The organism is Klebsiella sp. GG_Kp173 (genome assembly GCF_040062415.1).
Taxonomy (GTDB): Bacteria; Pseudomonadota; Gammaproteobacteria; order Enterobacterales; family Enterobacteriaceae; genus Klebsiella; species Klebsiella quasipneumoniae.
The window spans coordinates 41,755-61,790 of sequence record NZ_JBEAFZ010000010.1 but is presented as its reverse complement, the minus strand read 5'-3'; the positions used below and the strand labels follow the sequence as shown (position 1 = coordinate 61,790).

Here is a 20,036-nt window from a genome sequence, read left to right as displayed (position 1 = left end):
AACCTGCGACCAATTGATTAAAAGTCAACTGCTCTACCAACTGAGCTAACGACCCACTCTGGCGTCGCTTTGGGCTTGTTTGATATCCCTTGGCAACGGCGGCATATATTACTGATTTCAGAATTCAGCGCAACTAAAATTTCGATAAAGATCACTTAACTGCTGGCGATTCAGGCGACAAGACCAGAAATGACGCGATTTCTGGTCATGCCGTAATCAACCAAGGGCATTAAGTCGTTTTTGCGCTTGTTTCGCACCGTCGGTGCCGGGGAATTTGTTGATCACCTGCTGGTAAACCGCTTTCGCTTTCGCGGTATCACCTTTGTCCTGCATGATCACGCCGACCTTAAACATGGCGTCTGGCGCTTTTGGCGATTTCGGGTAGTTCTTCACCACCGAGGCGAAGTAAAACGCCGCATCGTCTTTTTTCCCCTTATTGTAGTTCAACTGTCCGAGCCAATAGTTGGCGTTCGGCTGATAAGTCGAATCCGGGTACTTTTTAACGAAGTTCTGGAACGCCGCCATGGCGTCATCCTGGCGTGAAGCATCCTTCACCAGGGCAATGGCCGCATTGTAATCGGTGTTCGCATCGCCGGTCATCGCCGGAGCGCCTGAAGAGGCCGCTGGCGCTGCGCTGGTAGCAGCCGCGCTCTGATCGCCGGAAGACGACGTCTGGGCGCCAGCCGCTGCTGCGCCACCCCCGCTCGTCAGCCCGTCAATCTGCAGCAGAATCTGCTTTTGACGCTCAACGATCTGATTCAGCTGATACTGGTTCTCCTGGATCTGACCACGGAGAGAATCAATGTCAGTCTGGTTATCAGAGAGTTGTTGCTGGAGTTGGGTTAAAAGCTGGCTGTGAGCATTGGAAATACGCTCGAGTTGAGTGACACGGTCTTCGACCGAGCCTGAGCCGACACTACTGATTGGCGCCTGAGCAAAAGCGGCCCAGGGGGCCGCTATGCCAACCAGTAACGACAGACTCAATAAATGATGTCTGAAGTTACTGCTCATGCAATTCTCTTAGTAAACCAGTACGGCGCGACGGTTTTTGGCATATGCCGCTTCGTCATGACCCAGTACTGCTGGTTTTTCTTTACCGTAAGAAACGATGGAGATCTGATCGGCAGAAACACCTTTGCCCTGCAGATACATCTTAACGGCGTTAGCACGACGCTCACCCAGCGCGATGTTGTATTCCGGCGTACCGCGCTCATCCGCGTGACCTTCTACAGTCACTTTGTAGGACGGGTTGCTGCGCAGGAAGTTAGCGTGCGCGTCCAGCATGGCAGCGAAGTCAGAACGGATATCGTACTTGTCCAGATCGAAGTAAACGATGTTGTTCTGCTGCAGCTGCTGCATCTGCAGACGAGCTTGCTCTTCAGAAGACATGTTGCCGCCGTTACCGTTAGCGTCCATACCAGTGCCGGCACCCAGCATGCCTTCACCGCTCTGGTCGTTGCTGGCGTTCTTGTTAGAAGAACATGCCGCGATTGCCATAACCGGCAGAGCGATCATCAGCCCTTTCAGCACTTTGTTCAGTTGCATTTCTTTGATTCCTTTAATAATCAATTATTTATTATCACAGATACGGCGACCAGGCAGGTGATTTTACCTGTCCATCAGTTGCCGGAAGACGCGCTTTGAAACGCCCATCTGTAGAAACCAGATTCAGCACGGATCCCATCCCCTGAGAAGAGCTGTAGATTACCATAGTGCCGTTAGGTGCCAGACTTGGCGTTTCGTCTAAAAACGTTGATGACAGAACCTGTACACCACCCGCTTCCAGATCTTGTTTGGCAATGTGCTGCTGGCCGCCGGCCGAGCTGACCATTACCATCGTTTTACCATCCGCGCTCACGTCAGCGTCCTGGTTCTGCGAACCTTCCCAGGTGATACGCTGCGGCGTGCCGCCATTAATATTGACTTTATACACCTGCGGACGACCGGCCTGGTCAGAGGTGAAGGCCAGGTTCTGGCTGTCCGGGAACCAGCTTGGTTCGGTGTTGTTGCTGCGACCGTTGGTCACCTGACGAATCTGACCCGAGCCCAGATCCATCACGTACAGGTTCAGGCTACCGGTTTTCGACAGCGCGAAAGCCAGTTTAGAGCCATCCGGCGAGAACGCCGGCGCGCCGTTGTGCTGCGGGAAGGAGGCAATCTGACGCACTGCGCCGTTCGCCAGGGTCTGCACCACCAGCGCAGAACGACCGCTTTCGAAGGTTACGTAAGCCAGTTTTGAACCGTCCGGAGACCAGGCCGGGGACATCAGCGGCTGGGAGGAGCGGTGAACCACGAACTGGTTGTAGCCATCATAATCGGAGACACGCAGCTCATACGGGAACTGACCGCCGTTGGTCTGCACCACGTAGGCGATACGGGTACGGAAGGCGCCTTTAATACCAGTCAGCTTTTCAAATACCGCATCGCTGGCAGTGTGCGCTGCATAGCGCAGGTACTGCTTAGTGACTTTGAAAGAGCCTTGCGCCAGCGTTGTGCCCGGCGCACCGCCGGTATCCACCAGCTGATACGCGACCTGATAAGAACCATCCGGGTTTGACGTCACCTGACCGACGACCACGGCGTCAATACCCAGCGCAGACCAGGCTGCAGGCTGCACTTCCTGGGGACTGGTCGGCTGCTGCGGCAGACGCGAGCGATCCAGCGGGTTGAATTTACCGCTGTTGCGCAGGTCAGCTGCCACGATACCGCCAACATCTTCCGGCGCAGCGCCCTGGCCGGCCCACTGGAACGGTACCACGCCGATGGGGCGCGCCGAGTCCACCCCCTGGGTGATCTCGATACGTACTTCTGCGTGCAGCACCGCCGCCCACAGCATTAAAAAACCAAATGCTACTCGTAATGCCTGCTTCATCATATCTCCCTTATCCGGGCGGAAAGCCCACGATAATTTAGCAGAATGTTAACAAACTCAAATACACAAAACTACCAAAACCCATGACCGCCCTATTTTCTTTCCCCCCGCTAACGCGGGGAGAAAAAGCGCTTAAGGTTTGAAGTCCAGTGGCGCATTTTTGAACGTTTCATAAACAGCCTGCGACGGCGGTTTAGGGAATTTGCTCATCCGACTGGTAGCCGCCAGCATTTGCTGGCAGAAAGCCGGATCGCCGCCTTCCGATTTCACACTCAACAACGTTCCATCCTGAGCCAGGTTTACGCGCAACGTACATACTTTACCCTTGTACGTATCCCAGTCATAGAGATGTCCTTTAATCGCGGCCTGCACCTGCGAAATATAGCTGGCAATCTCCGCCTGAGATGCACCGCCCTGCCCCGGTTTACTTCCTTTAGCAGGTGAAGAGCCACCTGTGCTACCGCTGGTGCTACCTTTCGGCGCATTCTTACCAGAGCTCAGATCGCCGAGCAGGTCGTCAACGCCGTCCGCTTCTTTCGCTGCAGCCGCTTTCTTCGCTGCCGCGGCTTTTGCTGCTGCCGCTTTGGCCGCTTTATCAGCCGCCGCCTTCTCAGCAGCTGCCGCTTTGGCTGCCGCTGCTTTTTCAGCTGCGGCGGCTTTCTCGGCGGCGGCCTTCTCCGCGGCCGCTTTTTGCGCGGCGGCTTTTTCTGCAGCCGCTTTTTCAGCCGCTGCCTGTTTAGCCGCTTCCTGCTGGGCCTTCTTCTCCGCTTCCTGTTGCGCTTTCTTCGCCGCTGCCGCTTCTGCTTTCTTCTGCGCCTCTGCCGCGGCTTTCGCCGCTTCTGCTTCCGCCTGTTTCTTCGCATCGGCCGCTGCTTTCGCGGCGGCGGCTTCGGCCTGTTTCTTCGCGTCAGCAGCCGCTTTCGCTGCCGCCAGTTCAGCCGCTTTCGCCTGGGCATCCGCCTTCGCTTTCGCCTCGGCGGCCGCTTTGGCCGCTGCTTCCTGCGCTTCTTTAGCCTGCGCATCCGCTTTGGCTTTCGCCGCCGCGGCAGCCTTGGCTGCGGCTTCCTCAGCCTGCTTCTGTTGTTCCTTCGCTTCTTTCGCCGCTTCCTGCGCCTGCAGCCGCTCCTGTTCGAGCTGTTTCAGCCGTTCCTGTTCCGCCGCCTGCTTCTCACGTAACTCTTCCGCCTGCTGCTGCGCCTGTTTTTCGCGCTGTTCAGCGGCGCGACGTGCGCTGGCCTGCTGCTGTTGCTGACGGTTATAGTTATTTACCACCGCCCCCGGATCGACCATGACGGCATCAATCGACGATCCCCCGCCGCCGCCGGCAGAGGCATCCAGATGCTCGTCAAACGAACTCCAGATCAGCAGCGCGATCAGTATGATGTGCAGCGCGACTGAAATGATGATCGCTCGTTTAAGCTTGTCGTTTTGTTCGGTTGCCTTTGACACTATCGGTTCCCAAAAACTGTTCGCCTGTACCCGCGATGCGCACCGACGGCGAGCTATACTCGCCGCCGAACGCCGCGCGGACGCACCTACCAGAAGCGATTAAATAGGTTTGGTCATCAAGCCGACCGATTTAACCCCTGCACTATGCAACAGGTTCAGCGCTTTAATAATTTCATCGTAAGGGACGTCTTTCGCACCGCCGATCAGGAATACCGTTTTCTCATTGGCTTCAAGACGACGCTTCGCTTCGGCAATCACCTGCTCCGGCGGCAGCTGGGACAGCGTCTCCTGCCCCACTTTCACGCTGTACTGCCCTACCCCGGAGACTTCCACAATCACCGGCGGATCGTCATTGCTTTTCACCGCTTGCGATTCCGTGGCGTCCGGCAGATCGACTTCCACGCTCTGCGTAATGATCGGCGCCGTTGCCATAAAGATCAGCAACAGCACCAGCAGGACATCCAGCAGCGGAACGATGTTGATCTCGGACTTCAGTTCGCGACGTCCGCGTCCACGTGCTCTGGCCATGGCTTACCCCTTATTGCTTTCGCTGGTGGTAAAAGCCTGACGGTGCAGAATGGCGGTGAACTCTTCCATAAAGTTGTCGTAATTCAGTTCAAGCTTGTTCACGCGCTGGTTCAGGCGGTTATACGCCATGACCGCCGGGATAGCAGCGAACAGACCGATCGCAGTGGCGATCAGCGCTTCGGCGATACCCGGCGCCACCATCTGCAGGGTGGCCTGCTTCACCGCGCCAAGAGCGATAAAGGCGTGCATGATCCCCCAAACGGTACCGAACAGACCGATATACGGGCTGATGGAGCCTACGGTGCCGAGGAACGGAATATGGGTCTCCAGCGTTTCCAGCTCGCGGTTCATCGAAATACGCATCGCGCGCGATGCCCCTTCGACGATCGCCTCCGGCGCATGGCTGTTGGCCCGATGCAAGCGCGCAAACTCTTTGAAGCCGCTGTAGAAGATCTGCTCCGAACCGGTCAGATTATCGCGACGCCCCTGGCTTTCCTGATACAAACGAGACAGTTCAATCCCGGACCAGAATTTGTCCTCGAACGCTTCAGCTTCGCGCGCGGCCGAGTTAAGGATACGCGTTCTCTGAATAATGATAGCCCAGGAAGCGATAGAAAAACCAATCAAAATCAACATGATAAGTTTAACCAGAAGGCTCGCCTTCAGGAACAAATCAAGGATATTCATGTCAGTCACTGCTTAAACTCCGCGACAATAGACTTGGGAAGCGCACGTGGCTTCATTAAGAGTGGATCAACGCACACAATGAGAACCTCAGCTTCGTTTAACACTGTATTCTCGACGTTGACGATTCGCTGCGTGAAAACCAAAGAGGTGCCGCGCATCGAGGTAATTTCCGTCTGGACTTCGAGCATGTCGTCGAGTCTGGCGGGGGCAAAATACTCCAGCGTCATTTTGCGAACCACGAAGGCAACGCGTTCAGCCAACAGAACCTGTTGACTAAAGTGATGGTGGCGCAGCATCTCTGTGCGTGCTCTTTCATAAAAAGCGACGTAACTGGCGTGGTAAACCACACCACCGGCGTCGGTATCTTCGTAGTAGACCCGAACCGGCCATCGAAACAGCGTTGTATTCACTTTACATCCCGGTAATGCAAAAAAAGGTTAGAGCTTTCAAACTTCGCTACTATACGCGCGGGAAAGATGGTTTGGAATGGGGGAAAGTAAACGGGGCGTAAATTTTTATGGGCTTATGCAAGCCCATAGCATTAACAGAGATCTCTTATTCAAAAGAAGAAAAAGAAGAGACCTAAAGCGAGCACGATATCAGCGATAAGCGGACAAAAAATCCCCTGCCAGTGAACGGCACGCGGGCGGAAGCCTACGCCGTGAATAACGCCGCTGCAAACTGCCCACATCAGCAAGAAACCATGCCAGATTTCCAGCTCGCTGGTCTTCGCGGCAAAGCGCGACGGATCCCAGAAGATGCAGCCTGCCAGCAGCAGCGCCATCAATAAGGAAAGCGCCCGGAGCGGGCGCTTGTCCATTATCGCGTACAGAGTAGCGATAAATTTCATCAGATTTCTTCTTTCTTCCCGGCTTTGGTGGCTTCCACGTGCTCAAGCGCCAGCGCGGTAATCACCCCAAAGGCACAGGCAAGAAGCGTTCCCAAAATCCATGCGAAGTACCACATATATAGCTCCTTACCTTAGTACAGCGAGTGGGTGTTCTTTTCGATGTCTTCGCGCGTGATGCGGCCAAACATTTTCCAGTAACACCAGCTGGTGTAGCCCAGAATGATCGGCACGAAGACAATCGCCACGTAGGTCATCAGATTCAGCGTCCGTTGGCTGGAGGTCGCGTCCCACATCGTCAGGCTGGCGTTCAGCATAGTGCTGGACGGCATGATGAACGGGAACATCGCGATACCGGCAGTCAGAATGATGCAGGCCAGGGTCAGCGAGGAGAACAAGAATGCCCAGGCGCCTTTATCCGCTTTGGTCGAAACGACGGTCAGCAGCGGCAGCACCACGCCCAGGGCAGGGATCGCCCACAGCGCTGGCATATTGTTAAAGTTCACCATCCACGCGCCAGCTTCACGCACCACTTCTTTGGTCAGCGGATTAGACGGGCCGGTATGGTCAATCACCGATTTCACCACATAGCCGTCGATACCGTAGTAGACCCACACGCCCGCCAGCGCGAAGCAGACCAGCGTCACCAGCGCCGCCACCGTGGAGACGGTGCGGGTGCGCAGGTGCAGTTCGCCTACGGTACGCATCTGCAGGTAGGTCGCGCCCTGGGTCAGGATCATCGCCACGCTGACGATACCGGCCAGCAGACCAAACGGGTTCAGCAGCTGGAAGAAATTACCGGTATAGAAGAGACGCAGGTATTCGTCGACATGGAACGGCACACCCTGCAGCAGGTTGCCGAAGGCCACGCCAATCACCAGCGGCGGCACGAAGCTGCCGATGAAGATGCCCCAGTCCCACATGTTGCGCCAGCGGGTGTCCTCGATCTTGGAACGGTAGTCGAAACCGACCGGACGGAAGAACAACGAGGCCAGCACCAGAATCATCGCCACATAGAAACCGGAGAACGCCGCGGCGTAGACCATCGGCCAGGCAGCGAACAGCGCGCCGCCGGCGGTGATCAGCCACACCTGGTTACCGTCCCAGTGCGGGGCGATGGCGTTGATCATAATCCGACGCTCGGTATCGTTACGGCCGAGGAAGCGGGTGAGCATGCCCACCCCCATGTCGAACCCGTCGGCGACGGCGAAGCCAATCAGCAGGATGCCAATCAGCAGCCACCAGATAAAACGCAATACTTCATAATCGATCATTTGACGACTCCTGTCTTAGCGTGCCGACTGAATAGCCGCAGAGGACTGTTCAAAGTGATAGCGGCCGGTTTTCAGGCTGCTAGGTCCTTTGCGGGCAAACTTGAACATCAGGAACAGTTCAGCCACCAGGAACAGCGTGTACAGGCCGCAGATCAGCAACATAGAGAAGATCAGATCGCCCGCGGTCAGCGACGAGTTGGCCACCGCCGTCGGCAGGACTTCACCAATCGCCCACGGCTGACGGCCGTATTCGGCAACAAACCAGCCCGACTCCACGGCAATCCATGGCAGCGGCAAGCCATAGAACGCGGCGCGCAGCAGCCATTTTTTCTCGCCGATACGGTTACGGATCACGCTCCAGAAGGAGGCGCCGATAATCAACAGCATCAGGATGCCGCACGCCACCATGATACGGAAGGCGAAGTACAGCGGTGCGACGCTTGGAATAGAGTCTTTGGTCGCTTTGGCGATCTGCTCTTCCGTGGCGTCAGCGACGTTCGGGGTATAGCGTTTCAGCAGCAGACCATAGCCAAGATCTTTCTTCACGTTATTGAACTGGTCGCGAACGGCCTGGTCGGTGGAACCGGCGCGCAGTTGCTCCAGCAGCGCATAGGCCTTCATGCCGTTACGGATACGCTCTTCGTGCTGAACCATCAGATCCTTCAGACCGATAACCGGCTTATCCACCGAGCGGGTGGCAATGATGCCCAGCGCGTAAGGGATCTGGATGGCGAAGTGGTTGGTTTGCGCATTCTGATCGGGAATACCAAACAGGGTAAAGGCCGCCGGCGCAGGCTGGGTTTCCCACTCTGCTTCGATAGCCGCCAGTTTGGTTTTCTGCACGTCGCCCATTTCGTAACCAGATTCGTCACCCAGCACAATAACGGAGAGGATCGCTGCCATACCGAAGCTGGCTGCGATGGCAAAGGAGCGCTTAGCAAAGGCAAAGTCACGGCCTTTCAGCATGTACCAGGAGCTGATAGCCAGGATGAACATCGCACCGGTGACATAGCCCGACGCCACGGTGTGAACAAATTTCACCTGAGCAACCGGGTTGAGCACCAGTTCGGAGAAGCTAACCATCTCCATACGCATGGTTTCAAAGTTGAAGTCCGATGCGATAGGGTTCTGCATCCAGCCGTTTGCGACGAGGATCCACAGCGCGGAGAGGTTGGAGCCCAGTGCGACCAGCCAGGTGACGGCCATGTGCTGAACTTTACCCAGACGATCCCAACCGAAGAAGAACAGACCTACAAAGGTGGATTCGAGGAAGAAGGCCATCAGACCTTCAATGGCCAGCGGCGCACCGAAGATATCCCCCACGTAGTGTGAGTAATACGACCAGTTAGTCCCGAACTGGAACTCCATGGTCAGACCGGTCGCCACACCCAGTGCGAAGTTGATACCAAACAACTTGCCCCAGAATTTGGTCATATCTTTATAAATCTGTTTGCCGGAAAGGACGTAGACCGTTTCCATGATGGCCAGCAGGAACGCCATACCGAGCGTCAGTGGCACAAACAGGAAGTGGTACATCGCGGTCAAGGCAAACTGTAAGCGCGACAGTTCGACTATATCTAACATCATGACTCCTTGCTCATCGCATGAAGACTCCGAAAATGAACCGAGAAGCTCTGGCTCATACGCATGCCCCAATACAAATTTTTATTTGTCGCCCGCCCGGAGCGGGTTTCAACCGAAAGTGAAACCACGCCAGGACAAGGTTACAAATACGTTAACGAAAAACCCAATTGATTCCCCAATATATTACGCCGCAATAACCTTACAATAAATATGTTTTTATTGTTCCAGTTTTACATTTTTCGACGGTGATCAATATATAGCGAAGATGGCCAGTTTAGGCCAATTTGACTTGAGACAATTTAACGTTTTTTGAAGGATTTTTCCAAGCATTAAGTATTGATATAAATCAATTTTTACTCTACGTGTTAATTATGTAGCCCAATAAAGAATATTGGTAAACTTAATGTTAATACTGTGTTTAAAGTATACTTTGATTGGTTACTAAAAAGGGAGAGATGAGAATCATAGGTAATATTATTTAACGCCACAGGAAAAAAAAGAAAAAAAGAGCCGATCTGATTAATGCTAGACCGCTCACAGTATTTTTTCCTGTTTTCTTATCCCCTCCCCCACTCTTTTTTTAGTGTCTGTTTTGTTTCCCTCCGGTACGGCCAGGGCATATTTTCATTTCCGACAACCGCACGTCGACAATATTTATGAAATAATTCTTAAAATCAATATGATAGATAAGGTTTTCGCCAAACGCGGGGTTTGCTGGCTCAGCGGCTTTCGGGAGAAGCGGATAACGGCCAAAAAAAAGGCCACCTGACGGTGGCCAACCATGTCGAAATCGGACAGATTTCTGCTTGCGGACAAGCAGAGAGGGTTTACTTGATGATCGCTTTCAGCGCTTCGCCGATATCGGCCAGGCTGCGAACGGTTTTCACACCGGCTGCTTCCAGGGCTGCGAATTTCTCATCAGCAGTACCTTTACCGCCAGCGATGATGGCGCCCGCATGGCCCATACGCTTGCCTTTCGGCGCGGTCACGCCCGCGATGTAGCCGACAACCGGCTTGGTCACGTGCTCTTTGATGTAGGCAGCCGCTTCTTCTTCCGCGCTGCCGCCGATCTCACCGATCATGACGATCGCTTCGGTCTGCGGGTCTTCCTGGAACAGCTTCAGGATATCGATGAAGTTAGAGCCCGGGATCGGGTCGCCGCCGATACCGACGCAGGTAGACTGGCCGAAACCGTAGTCGGTAGTCTGCTTAACCGCTTCATAGGTCAGGGTACCGGAACGGGAAACGATGCCCACTTTACCCGGTTTGTGAATGTGACCCGGCATGATGCCGATTTTGCATTCGCCCGGGGTGATCACGCCTGGGCAGTTCGGGCCGATCATGCGCACGCCCGCTTCGTCCAGTTTCACTTTCACAGTCAGCATATCCAGGGTCGGGATACCTTCGGTGATGGTGATGATAAGCTTAATGCCCGCGTCAATCGCTTCCAGAATGGAATCTTTGCAGAACGGCGCCGGAACGTAGATCACGGTCGCGGTAGCGCCGGTCGCTTCAACGGCTTCGCGCACGGTGTTGAACACCGGCAGGCCCAGGTGCGTGGTGCCGCCTTTGCCTGGCGTCACGCCGCCAACAATTTGCGTACCGTAGGCGATCGCTTGTTCAGAGTGGAAGGTCCCCTGGCTACCGGTGAAGCCCTGGCAGATAACCTTGGTATCTTTATTAATTAAAACTGACATTATTTCCCCTCCACTGCGGCAACAACCTGCTGTGCTGCGTCCGTCAGACTTTTCGCTGCAATAATATTCAGGCCGCTGTCAGCCAGTTTTTTCGCGCCCAGTTCGGCGTTGTTACCTTCCAGACGAACCACCACCGGAACGTTAACCCCAACTTCCGCTACCGCACCGATGATACCGTCAGCGATCAGGTCGCAGCGTACGATACCGCCGAAGATGTTCACCAGAACCGCTTTCACGTTGTCATCAGAGAGGATGATTTTGAACGCTTCGGTGACGCGCTCTTTGGTGGCGCCGCCGCCCACGTCGAGGAAGTTAGCCGGTTCGCCGCCGTGCAGTTTAACGATGTCCATGGTACCCATCGCCAGGCCCGCGCCGTTAACCATGCAACCAATGTTACCGTCCAGCGCGACGTAGTTCAGTTCCCACTGCGCAGCCTGCGCTTCACGCGGATCTTCCTGAGACTGGTCGCGCATTTCGCGCAGATCCGGCTGGCGGAACAGTGCGTTGCCGTCAGCGCCCAGTTTGCCGTCCAGACAGATCAGGTCGCCCTGCTTGGTGATCACCAGCGGGTTAATTTCGATCAGCGCCAGGTCGCGCTCCAGGAAAATGGTCGCCAGGCCCATGAAAATCTTAGTGAACTGCTGAACCTGCTTACCTTCCAGGCCCAGTTTGAACGCCAGTTCACGGCCCTGGTAAGGCATCGGGCCCGCCAGCGGATCGATGGCGATCTTGTGGATCAGGTGCGGGGTCTCTTCCGCCACTTTTTCGATTTCCACGCCGCCTTCGGTAGAGGCCATGAACACCACGCGACGGGAACTACGGTCAACGACCGCGCCCAGGTACAGCTCTTTGTCAATATCGGTCGCCGCTTCAACCAGGATCTGGTTAACCGGCTGGCCGTTCGCATCTGTTTGATATGTCACCAGACGTTTGCCCAGCCAGTGCTCGGCAAATGCGCGGATCTCTTCTTTGCTCTTTACCACTTTCACACCGCCCGCTTTGCCGCGGCCACCAGCGTGAACCTGACATTTCACTACCCACGGACCCGCGCCGATTTTTGAAGCGGCTTCTTCTGCTTCACGCGGAGTAGTACAGGCATAACCCACCGGCGCCGGTAAGCCATAGCGGGCAAAAAGTTGTTTTGCCTGATATTCATGTAAGTTCATGTGTTCAGTCCATCCTTCAGGGTGTAATTATCTTTAAACCTGTAGGCCTGATAACGGCGCTAACGCGTGTTATCCGGCCTACGGTAGGTAATACGCTTGCTGACTACACGTCCAGCAGCAGACGGGTCGGATCTTCCAGCAGCTCTTTAATCGCCACCAGGAAGCCTACCGACTCACGTCCGTCGATCAGACGGTGGTCGTAGGAGAGCGCCAGGTACATCATCGGCAGGATCTCTACCTTGCCATTCACCGCCATCGGACGGTCTTTAATGGCATGCATACCCAGGATGGCGCTCTGCGGTGGGTTGATGATCGGCGTGGACATCAGGGAGCCGAACACGCCGCCGTTGGTAATGGTGAAGTTACCGCCGGTCAGGTCATCTACGGTCAGCTTGCCGTCGCGGCCTTTCACTGCCAGCTCTTTAATATTCTTTTCGATATCCGCCATGCCCAGCAGGTCGACGTCACGCAGAACCGGGGTGACCAGGCCGCGCGGGGTGGATACGGCCATGCTGACGTCGAAGTAGTTGTGGTACACCACGTCGTCGCCATCGATGGAGGCGTTCACTTCCGGATAGCGTTTCAGCGCTTCCACTACCGCTTTCACGTAGAAGGACATAAAGCCCAGACGGATGCCGTGACGTTTTTCGAACGCCTCACCGTACTGCTTACGCAGATCCATGATTGGCTTCATGTTGACTTCGTTGAACGTGGTCAGCATGGCGGTGGAGTTTTTCGCTTCCAGCAGACGCTCGGCCACGCGTTTACGCAGGCGGGTCATCGGGACGCGTTTTTCAGAACGATTGCCCAGCTGCGGCGCCGGCGCGGCTGCCGCGGCGGAGGCTGGCGCTTTGGCTTCTGCCGGCGCCGGGGCTTTCGCCAGATGTTTCTCAACGTCTTCGCGGGTCAGACGGCCGCCGACGCCAGTGCCTTTGATGGCCGCTGCGTCGAGGTTGTGTTCAGCCAGCAGACGACGGATCGCCGGGCTCAGCGCGTCGTTGTTCTGCTCTTCCAGAGAGGCCTGCTGACGCTGCGCCGGCGTGGACGCCTTCGCATCGGCTTTTTCGCTGCTTTCTTTACCTGCGCTGTTACCTTCGCGCAGGCGGCCAAGGATCTGGCGAGACAGGACGGTAGCGCCCTCGTCTTCCAGCACTGCATCCAGAATGCCGTCCGCTGATGCCGGTACTTCCAGTACCACTTTGTCAGTTTCGATTTCGACCAGGACTTCGTCACGGACGACCGCGTCGCCCGGTTTTTTGTGCCAGGTGGCGACGGTTGCGTCAGCTACGGACTCAGGCAGGTCGGGAACCAGAATATCTACGCTACTCATTGTGTATCCTTTAATTAATCGACGTTCAGCGCGTCATTGACCAGATCTTGTTGCTGTTTCTGGTGAACGGACATATACCCTACCGCCGGAGAGGCGGAGGCCGGGCGGCCTGCATAACGCAGAGAGGCCCCAAACGGAATCACTTCACGGAAGTGATGCTGGCTGCAGTACCATGCGCCCTGGTTGAGCGGCTCTTCCTGGCACCAGACAAAATCATGCACGTGCGCATACGCTTTCAGCGCTTCCTGCACCGCCTGATGCGGGAACGGATAGAGCTGCTCGATACGAACGATAGCGACATCTTTTTGCTCGTTTTTGCGGCGCTGTTCCAGCAGGTCGTAGTAAACCTTACCAGAGCACAGCACAACGCGCTTCACAGCCTGCGGATCAAGTTGATCGATTTCACCGATGGCCGGCAGGAAAGTGCCGTTCGCCAGCTCATCCATGCTGGAGACTGCCAGCGGATGACGCAGCAGCGACTTCGGCGACATCACCACCAGCGGACGACGCATACCGCGCAGCGCCTGACGACGCAGCATGTGGTACACCTGCGCCGGTGTGGACGGTACGCAGACCTGCATGTTCTGCTCAGCGCACAGCTGCAGATAACGCTCCAGACGCGCGGAGGAGTGCTCCGGACCCTGGCCTTCATAGCCGTGCGGCAGGAGCATCACCAGGCCGCACATCCGGCCCCACTTCTGCTCACCGGAGGAGATGAACTGGTCGATCACCACCTGAGCACCGTTGGCGAAGTCGCCAAACTGCGCTTCCCAGATGGTCAGGGTGCGCGGCTCAGCGGTGGCGTAACCATATTCAAACGCCAGTACGGCTTCTTCAGACAGCACCGAGTCCCAAACGCGGAACTGGCCCTGACCGTTATGGACATGCTGCAGCGGGGTGTAAGTTGAACCATTGGTCTGGTTATGGATCACCGCATGACGATGGAAGAAGGTGCCGCGACCGGAGTCTTCCCCGGACAGACGCACCGGAATACCTTCATCAACCAGCGTGGCGTAGGCCAGGTTTTCGGCGCCGCCCCAGTCGAACAGCTTCTCACCTGCCGCCATCGCCTGGCGGTCGGCGTAAATTTTCGCTACGCGGGACTGCATTTCGATACCTTCCGGCACCGTGCTGATGCGTTTCGCCAGCTCCTGTAGACGCTTCGGCTCCACTTTATCCGGATAGCTCTCGTCCCACTCATGATTGAGGTACGGCGACCAGGTAAAGGAGTGCATGTTCATCGGACGCCATTCCTGCACCACGCATTCGCCGGCATCCAGCGCATCGCGGTAGAGGTTAACCTGCTCGGTCGCGTCTTCCAGAGTCGCCACCTTCTCCTGCTCCAGCTTGTCAGCATAGATTTTGCGCGGGGTCGGGTGCTTTTTGATCTTCTGATACATCAGCGGCTGAGTTGCGCTCGGCTCATCGGCTTCGTTATGGCCGTGACGGCGGTAGCACACCAGATCGATGAAGACATCGCGTTTGAAGGTATTGCGGAAATCCAGCGCCAGACGAGTGACGAACGCGACCGCTTCCGGATCGTCGGCATTGACGTGGAAAATCGGCGCCTGCACCATTTTACCGATGTCGGTGCAGTACGGGGTCGAACGCGCATCCAGCGGGTTAGAGGTCGTGAAGCCCACCTGGTTGTTGATAACGATGCGCACGGTACCGCCCACTTCGTAACCGCGGGCTTTCGACATGTTCAGGGTTTCCTGAACCACGCCCTGACCGGTGACGGCGGCGTCGCCGTGGATAGTGATCGGCAGAACCTTGTTGCTGCTCGGCTCGTCCAGACGATCCAGACGGGCGCGTACGGAACCGATAACCACCGGGCTGACGATCTCGAGGTGCGACGGGTTAAACGCCAGCGCCAGGTGCACCAGACCGCCTTCGGTTTCCATATCGGATGAGAAGCCCATGTGGTACTTCACATCGCCGGTACCGAGATGTTCTTTATGTTTGCCGGCGAACTCGTCGAACAGATCCTGCGGTTTTTTACCCAGCACGTTGACCAGCACGTTGAGACGACCGCGGTGCGCCATGCCCAGCACCACTTCGCGGGTGCCGCTCTTGCCCGCATGGCGGATCATCTCTTTGAGCATCGGGATCAGGGCATCGCCACCCTCCAGCGAGAAGCGCTTCGCCCCCGGGAATTTGGCGCCGAGGTAGCGCTCCAGGCCTTCCGCGGCGGTCAGTTCGCTGAGGAAGCGTTTTTTCTCTTCCGCGGTAAAGCTCGCTTTGCCGGCTACCGATTCAATGCGCTGCTGGATCCAGCGTTTTTCTTCGGTAGAGGTGATATGCATGTATTCCGCGCCGATGGAGCCGCAGTAGGTTTGCTTGAGGGCGGCAATCAGCTCGCCCAGCTTCATCGTATCTTTACCGATGGCAAATGAACCTACGTTATAGCTTTCCTGGAAATCGGCCTCGGTCAGATCGTGGTAGGCCGGATCGAGATCCGCCACTCTCTCTTGCTTCCACAGCCCCAGCGGATCGAGATTCGCATGCTGGTGGCCACGGAAACGGTATGCGTTGATGAGCTGCAGGACTTTAACCTGCTTCACATTGGTGTCTGGGTCGGAAATCGAAGAAGTGTAACGTGAGGCATCCTTCGCCAGTCGACGGAAATAATCACGCGTTTTGGAATGAAATTGATCCGGTTTAACTCCGGTGCCAGGTAACTGCTGGAACATTGAACGCCAGTTGGCGTCAACAGAGTCAGGATCGGTTAAGAAGTCTTCATAGAGCTGTTCTATCCAGCTCTGGTTCGAACCAGAGAGGTAAGAAGAGTCCAGCCAGGCTTTCATTGCGCCGTTCTGCATCGTGATCCCTTAAGCATTCATATGCTTATTTCGCCGTAGAAACTACCACGCACACCGAGTGCACGTGCCGGGGTTCACTTGTTGCGGACGAGTTGTGGTTTCTATCCGCTAAGGAACCTTTAAAAACTGCCATTAATCTTCGGCGTTCAGGCTGCGGTTGCGTTAGCTGCCTTCACTTACCCCGGTCACATAGTTCGCTATGCTCCCGGGGATGCGTTCAGTTGCCGCCTTACCTCGCACTGAACGCCTTGATTACTGGTACATCTTGTGGCGGTTTTTAAAGATTTCCTGCTATCCCTTCATACTTCAAGTTACATGTACGTTGTCCTGTAACTCGAATTATTTAGGGTATTCATTTCCCGGTAGCACAAACGCTACCGGGGTTACTGCTTTTGGTAGCCCGGATAAGCGGTAGCGCCATCCGGGACACACCGGGTTTCTTACGCGCTGCGCTGCAGCAGCATCGACTTAATATGGCCGATGGCGCGCGTCGGGTTCAGCCCCTTCGGACACACACTGACGCAGTTCATAATGCTGTGACAGCGGAATACGCTGAAAGCATCGCTCAGGCCGTCCAGACGCTCGCTGGTTTCGGTATCGCGACTGTCGATCAGGAAGCGATACGCAGCCAACAGGCCAGCCGGGCCAATGAACTTATCCGGGTTCCACCAGAACGACGGGCACGAGGTCGAACAACATGCGCAGAGAATACACTCGTAAAGACCATCGAGTTTCTCACGCTGCTCAGGCATCTGCAGATGCTCGCGAGCCGGAGGATTTTGCCCATTATTCAACAAGTAAGGCTTAATCTTCTCATATTGTGCATAGAATTGCCCCATGTCCACCACCAAATCACGGATAACCGGTAATCCTGGCAGCGGACGGATAACAATCTTCTTGCCCGGCTGATTCAGCGCGGAGATCGGCGTGATGCACGCCAGACCGTTTTTCCCGTTCATATTCAGGCCATCGGAACCACAAACCCCTTCACGGCAGGAGCGGCGGAACGACAGCGACGGATCTTTTTCTTTCAGCTGGATCAGCGCATCCAGCAGCATCATGTCACGACCTTCTTCCGCTTCGAGGGTGTAATCCTGCATGTGCGGAGCGTCATCAACATCCGGGTTATAGCGATAAATTGAAAACTCGAGTTTCATTTTCCTGTCTCCGCATTAGTAAGTACGAATCTTCGGCGGGAATGCCGGACGCAGTTTCGGTTCCATGTTGACGCTACGACGCGTCATGGATTCCGACTCTGGCAGATACAGGGAATGGCACAGCCAGTTTTCATCATCACGATCCGGGAAGTCGAAGCGGCTGTGGGCGCCACGGCTCTCGGTACGGAAGTTAGCGGATACGGCGGTCGCGTACGCGGTTTCCATCAGGTTATCCAGCTCCAGGCACTCAACGCGCTGGGTGTTGAACTCGCTGGAGGTATCGTCGAGACGGGCGTTTTTCAGGCGCTCGCGGATCACTTTCAGCTGTTCCAGACCTTTGTGCATCGCATCGCCTTCGCGGAACACCGAGAAGTTATGCTGCATACATTCCTGCAGCGCTTTGCGGATCGCCACCGGATCTTCACCGGAACGGGTGTTGTTCCAGCGGTTGAGGCGGTCCAGCGAGCCTTCGATATCGGATTCGCTGGCGTCGCGCAGCGTGCCCTGCTCGGCGATGGATTCCTGCAGATGCAGGCCCGCCGCGCGGCCGAAGACCACCAGGTCGAGCAGCGAGTTGCCGCCAAGACGGTTAGCGCCGTGGACCGATACGCAGGCGATTTCGCCTACCGCGAACAGGCCCGGGATCACCACGTCTTCGCCCTTCTCATTGACGGTCAGCGCCTGGCCGGTCACTTTGGTCGGAATACCGCCCATCATGTAGTGGCAGGTTGGGATAACCGGGATCGGCTCTTTCACCGGATCGACGTGAGCAAAGGTACGGGACAGCTCGAGGATACCCGGCAGACGAGATTCCAGAACCTCTTTACCCAGGTGATCCAACTTCAATTTCGCGTGCGGGCCCCACGGGCCATCGCAGCCGCGACCTTCGCGGATTTCGATCATGATGGAACGCGCCACCACGTCACGACCCGCCAGGTCTTTGGCGTTCGGGGCATAACGCTCCATAAAGCGTTCGCCGTGTTTATTGAGCAGATAACCGCCTTCGCCGCGGCAACCTTCGGTGACCAGAACCCCTGCCCCGGCGATGCCGGTCGGGTGGAACTGCCACATTTCCATATCCTGCACCGGCACGCCGGCACGGATGGCCATCCCGACGCCGTCACCGGTGTTGATGTGGGCGTTGGTGGTAGACTGATAGATACGGCCTGCGCCGCCGGTCGCCAGCACGGTGGCGCGGGCTTTAAAGTAGACCACTTCGCCGGTCTCGATGCACAGGGCGGTACAACCCACCACCGCGCCGTCCTGGTTTTTCACCAGATCGAGGGCATACCATTCGGAGAAAATAGTGGTGTGGTTTTTGAGGTTCTGCTGGTACAGGGTGTGCAGCAGGGCGTGGCCAGTACGGTCAGCAGCCGCCGCGGTGCGCGCCGCCTGCTCGCCGCCGAAGTTCTTCGACTGGCCGCCGAACGGGCGCTGATAAATACGGCCGTCGTCAAGACGGGAGAACGGCAGGCCCATGTGCTCCAGCTCGAGAATCGCTTCCGGGCCGGTCTTACACATATATTCGATGGCGTCCTGGTCACCGATATAGTCCGACCCTTTTACGGTGTCGTACATATGCCATTCCCAGTTATCTTCATGGGAGTTACCGAGCGCGACGGTGATGCCCCCCTGCGCTGACACGGTATGGGAACGGGTCGGGAAGACTTTAGAGAGCAGCGCACAGGTCTGTCCGCTCTGGGAAATTTGCAGCGCCGCGCGCATACCTGCGCCGCCGGCACCGATGACAACAGCATCAAACTCTCTGACTGGCAATTTCATTACACACCCCACACCACAACAAATCCATAAAGAACGTAAGCCACCAGCGCCACAACGATAGCCAGCTGCAGAACCAGGCGCAGAGCCAGTGGTTTAACGTAGTCCGTTAACACCTGCCACATCCCGATCCAGGCATGGATAAGAATGGAAACGAGAGCCAGCAGAGTGAAGACTTTAGTGAAGCCGGAGGCAAAGAATCCGGTCCACACTTCCCATGAGATCTCACCGGTGGTAGCGAAGAAGCCAACCATGTAGATGATGTAGAGGGTCAGAACGATGGCGGTAGCACGGACCAGAATAAAGTCATGTACGCCGTTGCGTCCCAGTGCTGAGGCGTTGCTTACCATACGAGGACTCCTGCGAGAAGTGAAAGCACGACAGTAATAACAAAAGAAATCTTGGCGGAACGTTTCCCTGCTTCGAGGGTTTCGTCCAGGTAACCAAAGTCCATCATCAGATGGCGGATACCGACAACGACGTGATAGGCCAGCGCGGTGAGAATGCCCCACATGATGAACTTCACAAAGAAGCTATCCATGATCGAGGCCGCCGTCAGAAAACCTTCAGGGGAGGAGAGGCTGGTGCCCAGCAGCCAAAGCAGAATTCCGACCGCCACGAAGGTGATGACACCGGAAACGCGATGGAGAATGGACGCTATCGCCGTGATTGGGAACCGTATCGTTTGTAGATCCAGATTGACAGGTCTTTGTTTTTTCACATTTCTTACCATGAATAACGCCCACATGCTGTTCTTATTGTTTCCTTCCTCCGGTCTGCTTGCGGGTCAGACAGCGTCCTTTCTATAACCAGAAGTCATGTTAAAACGTCTTTTCAGGCATTA

Annotated in this window: 19 protein-coding genes; all 19 read right to left on the bottom strand. The window is 55.9% G+C overall.

All coding sequences use genetic code 11. The features are described from left to right. Positions 1–216: 216 nt before the first annotated feature. The 19 genes from cpoB to sdhC all read right to left on the bottom strand — a co-directional run bounded on the left by cpoB (position 217) and on the right by sdhC (position 19,940). Complete coding sequence (cpoB, locus tag ABLU50_RS08355; protein ID WP_004886003.1) at positions 217–1,011, bottom strand: cell division protein CpoB; 795 nt, start codon at positions 1,009–1,011, stop codon at positions 217–219. Positions 1,012–1,020: 9 nt separating this feature from the next. Continuing rightward, positions 1,021–1,545, bottom strand: a complete 525-nt coding sequence (pal, locus tag ABLU50_RS08350) for a peptidoglycan-associated lipoprotein Pal (protein WP_002895068.1) — start codon at positions 1,543–1,545, stop codon at positions 1,021–1,023. A 34-nt stretch (positions 1,546–1,579) separates the two neighbouring features. Next, complete coding sequence (gene tolB / locus ABLU50_RS08345; RefSeq protein ID WP_004885999.1) at positions 1,580–2,872, bottom strand: Tol-Pal system beta propeller repeat protein TolB; 1,293 nt, start codon at positions 2,870–2,872, stop codon at positions 1,580–1,582. Between the two features lie 132 nt (positions 2,873–3,004). Further along, positions 3,005–4,321, bottom strand: coding sequence for a cell envelope integrity protein TolA (gene tolA / locus ABLU50_RS08340; protein ID WP_087832756.1), 1,317 nt, complete (start codon positions 4,319–4,321; stop codon positions 3,005–3,007). Between the two features lie 99 nt (positions 4,322–4,420). Next, on the bottom strand, positions 4,421–4,849 hold the full coding sequence (gene tolR, locus ABLU50_RS08335; RefSeq protein ID WP_002895061.1) for a colicin uptake protein TolR: 429 nt from the start codon (positions 4,847–4,849) through the stop codon (positions 4,421–4,423). A 3-nt stretch (positions 4,850–4,852) separates the two neighbouring features. Further along, a complete protein-coding gene (tolQ, locus tag ABLU50_RS08330; protein ID WP_004152221.1) occupies positions 4,853–5,545 on the bottom strand; it encodes a Tol-Pal system protein TolQ in 693 nt (230 codons plus the stop codon). Next, positions 5,542–5,946 carry a tol-pal system-associated acyl-CoA thioesterase gene (ybgC, locus tag ABLU50_RS08325; RefSeq protein WP_087832755.1) on the bottom strand — a complete coding sequence of 135 codons (405 nt, stop codon included), beginning with the start codon at positions 5,944–5,946 and terminating at the stop codon, positions 5,542–5,544. Before ybgC ends, tolQ begins: the two co-directional genes overlap by 4 nt. Positions 5,947–6,095: 149 nt before the next feature. Next, on the bottom strand, positions 6,096–6,386 hold the full coding sequence (gene ybgE / locus ABLU50_RS08320; protein WP_002895053.1) for a cyd operon protein YbgE: 291 nt from the start codon (positions 6,384–6,386) through the stop codon (positions 6,096–6,098). Then, positions 6,386–6,502, bottom strand: a complete 117-nt coding sequence (gene cydX / locus ABLU50_RS08315) for a cytochrome bd-I oxidase subunit CydX (RefSeq protein ID WP_002895051.1) — start codon at positions 6,500–6,502, stop codon at positions 6,386–6,388. Before cydX ends, ybgE begins: the two co-directional genes overlap by 1 nt. 15 nt (positions 6,503–6,517) lie before the next feature. Further along, positions 6,518–7,657 carry a cytochrome d ubiquinol oxidase subunit II gene (gene cydB / locus ABLU50_RS08310; protein ID WP_004885993.1) on the bottom strand — a complete coding sequence of 380 codons (1,140 nt, stop codon included), beginning with the start codon at positions 7,655–7,657 and terminating at the stop codon, positions 6,518–6,520. 15 nt (positions 7,658–7,672) lie between these two features. Beyond that, positions 7,673–9,241 (bottom strand): cytochrome ubiquinol oxidase subunit I, encoded by a 1,569-nt coding sequence (gene cydA, locus ABLU50_RS08305; protein ID WP_002895047.1) that lies wholly within the window; start codon positions 9,239–9,241, stop codon positions 7,673–7,675. Between the two features lie 827 nt (positions 9,242–10,068). Beyond that, complete coding sequence (gene sucD / locus ABLU50_RS08300; protein WP_087832754.1) at positions 10,069–10,938, bottom strand: succinate--CoA ligase subunit alpha; 870 nt, start codon at positions 10,936–10,938, stop codon at positions 10,069–10,071. Next, on the bottom strand, positions 10,938–12,104 hold the full coding sequence (gene sucC / locus ABLU50_RS08295) for an ADP-forming succinate--CoA ligase subunit beta (protein ID WP_002895039.1): 1,167 nt from the start codon (positions 12,102–12,104) through the stop codon (positions 10,938–10,940). The genes sucD and sucC overlap by 1 nt, the downstream gene beginning before the upstream one ends. 103 nt (positions 12,105–12,207) lie before the next feature. Then, positions 12,208–13,434 (bottom strand): 2-oxoglutarate dehydrogenase complex dihydrolipoyllysine-residue succinyltransferase, encoded by a 1,227-nt coding sequence (gene odhB, locus ABLU50_RS08290; RefSeq protein WP_023319992.1) that lies wholly within the window; start codon positions 13,432–13,434, stop codon positions 12,208–12,210. A 14-nt stretch (positions 13,435–13,448) separates the two neighbouring features. Further along, positions 13,449–16,256 (bottom strand): 2-oxoglutarate dehydrogenase E1 component, encoded by a 2,808-nt coding sequence (gene sucA / locus ABLU50_RS08285; protein ID WP_004147623.1) that lies wholly within the window; start codon positions 16,254–16,256, stop codon positions 13,449–13,451. A 440-nt stretch (positions 16,257–16,696) separates the two neighbouring features. After that, the gene (gene sdhB / locus ABLU50_RS08280) at positions 16,697–17,413 is read right to left on the bottom strand and encodes a succinate dehydrogenase iron-sulfur subunit SdhB (RefSeq protein ID WP_002894954.1); all 717 of its coding nucleotides are present in this window, start codon (positions 17,411–17,413) and stop codon (positions 16,697–16,699) included. Between the two features lie 15 nt (positions 17,414–17,428). Beyond that, positions 17,429–19,195 carry a succinate dehydrogenase flavoprotein subunit gene (gene sdhA / locus ABLU50_RS08275; RefSeq protein WP_004179067.1) on the bottom strand — a complete coding sequence of 589 codons (1,767 nt, stop codon included), beginning with the start codon at positions 19,193–19,195 and terminating at the stop codon, positions 17,429–17,431. Then, positions 19,195–19,542 (bottom strand): succinate dehydrogenase membrane anchor subunit, encoded by a 348-nt coding sequence (gene sdhD, locus ABLU50_RS08270; RefSeq protein WP_002894949.1) that lies wholly within the window; start codon positions 19,540–19,542, stop codon positions 19,195–19,197. Before sdhD ends, sdhA begins: the two co-directional genes overlap by 1 nt. Then, on the bottom strand, positions 19,536–19,940 hold the full coding sequence (sdhC, locus tag ABLU50_RS08265) for a succinate dehydrogenase cytochrome b556 subunit (RefSeq protein WP_004142216.1): 405 nt from the start codon (positions 19,938–19,940) through the stop codon (positions 19,536–19,538). The genes sdhD and sdhC overlap by 7 nt, the downstream gene beginning before the upstream one ends. Between the last annotated feature and the right edge of the window lie 96 nt (positions 19,941–20,036).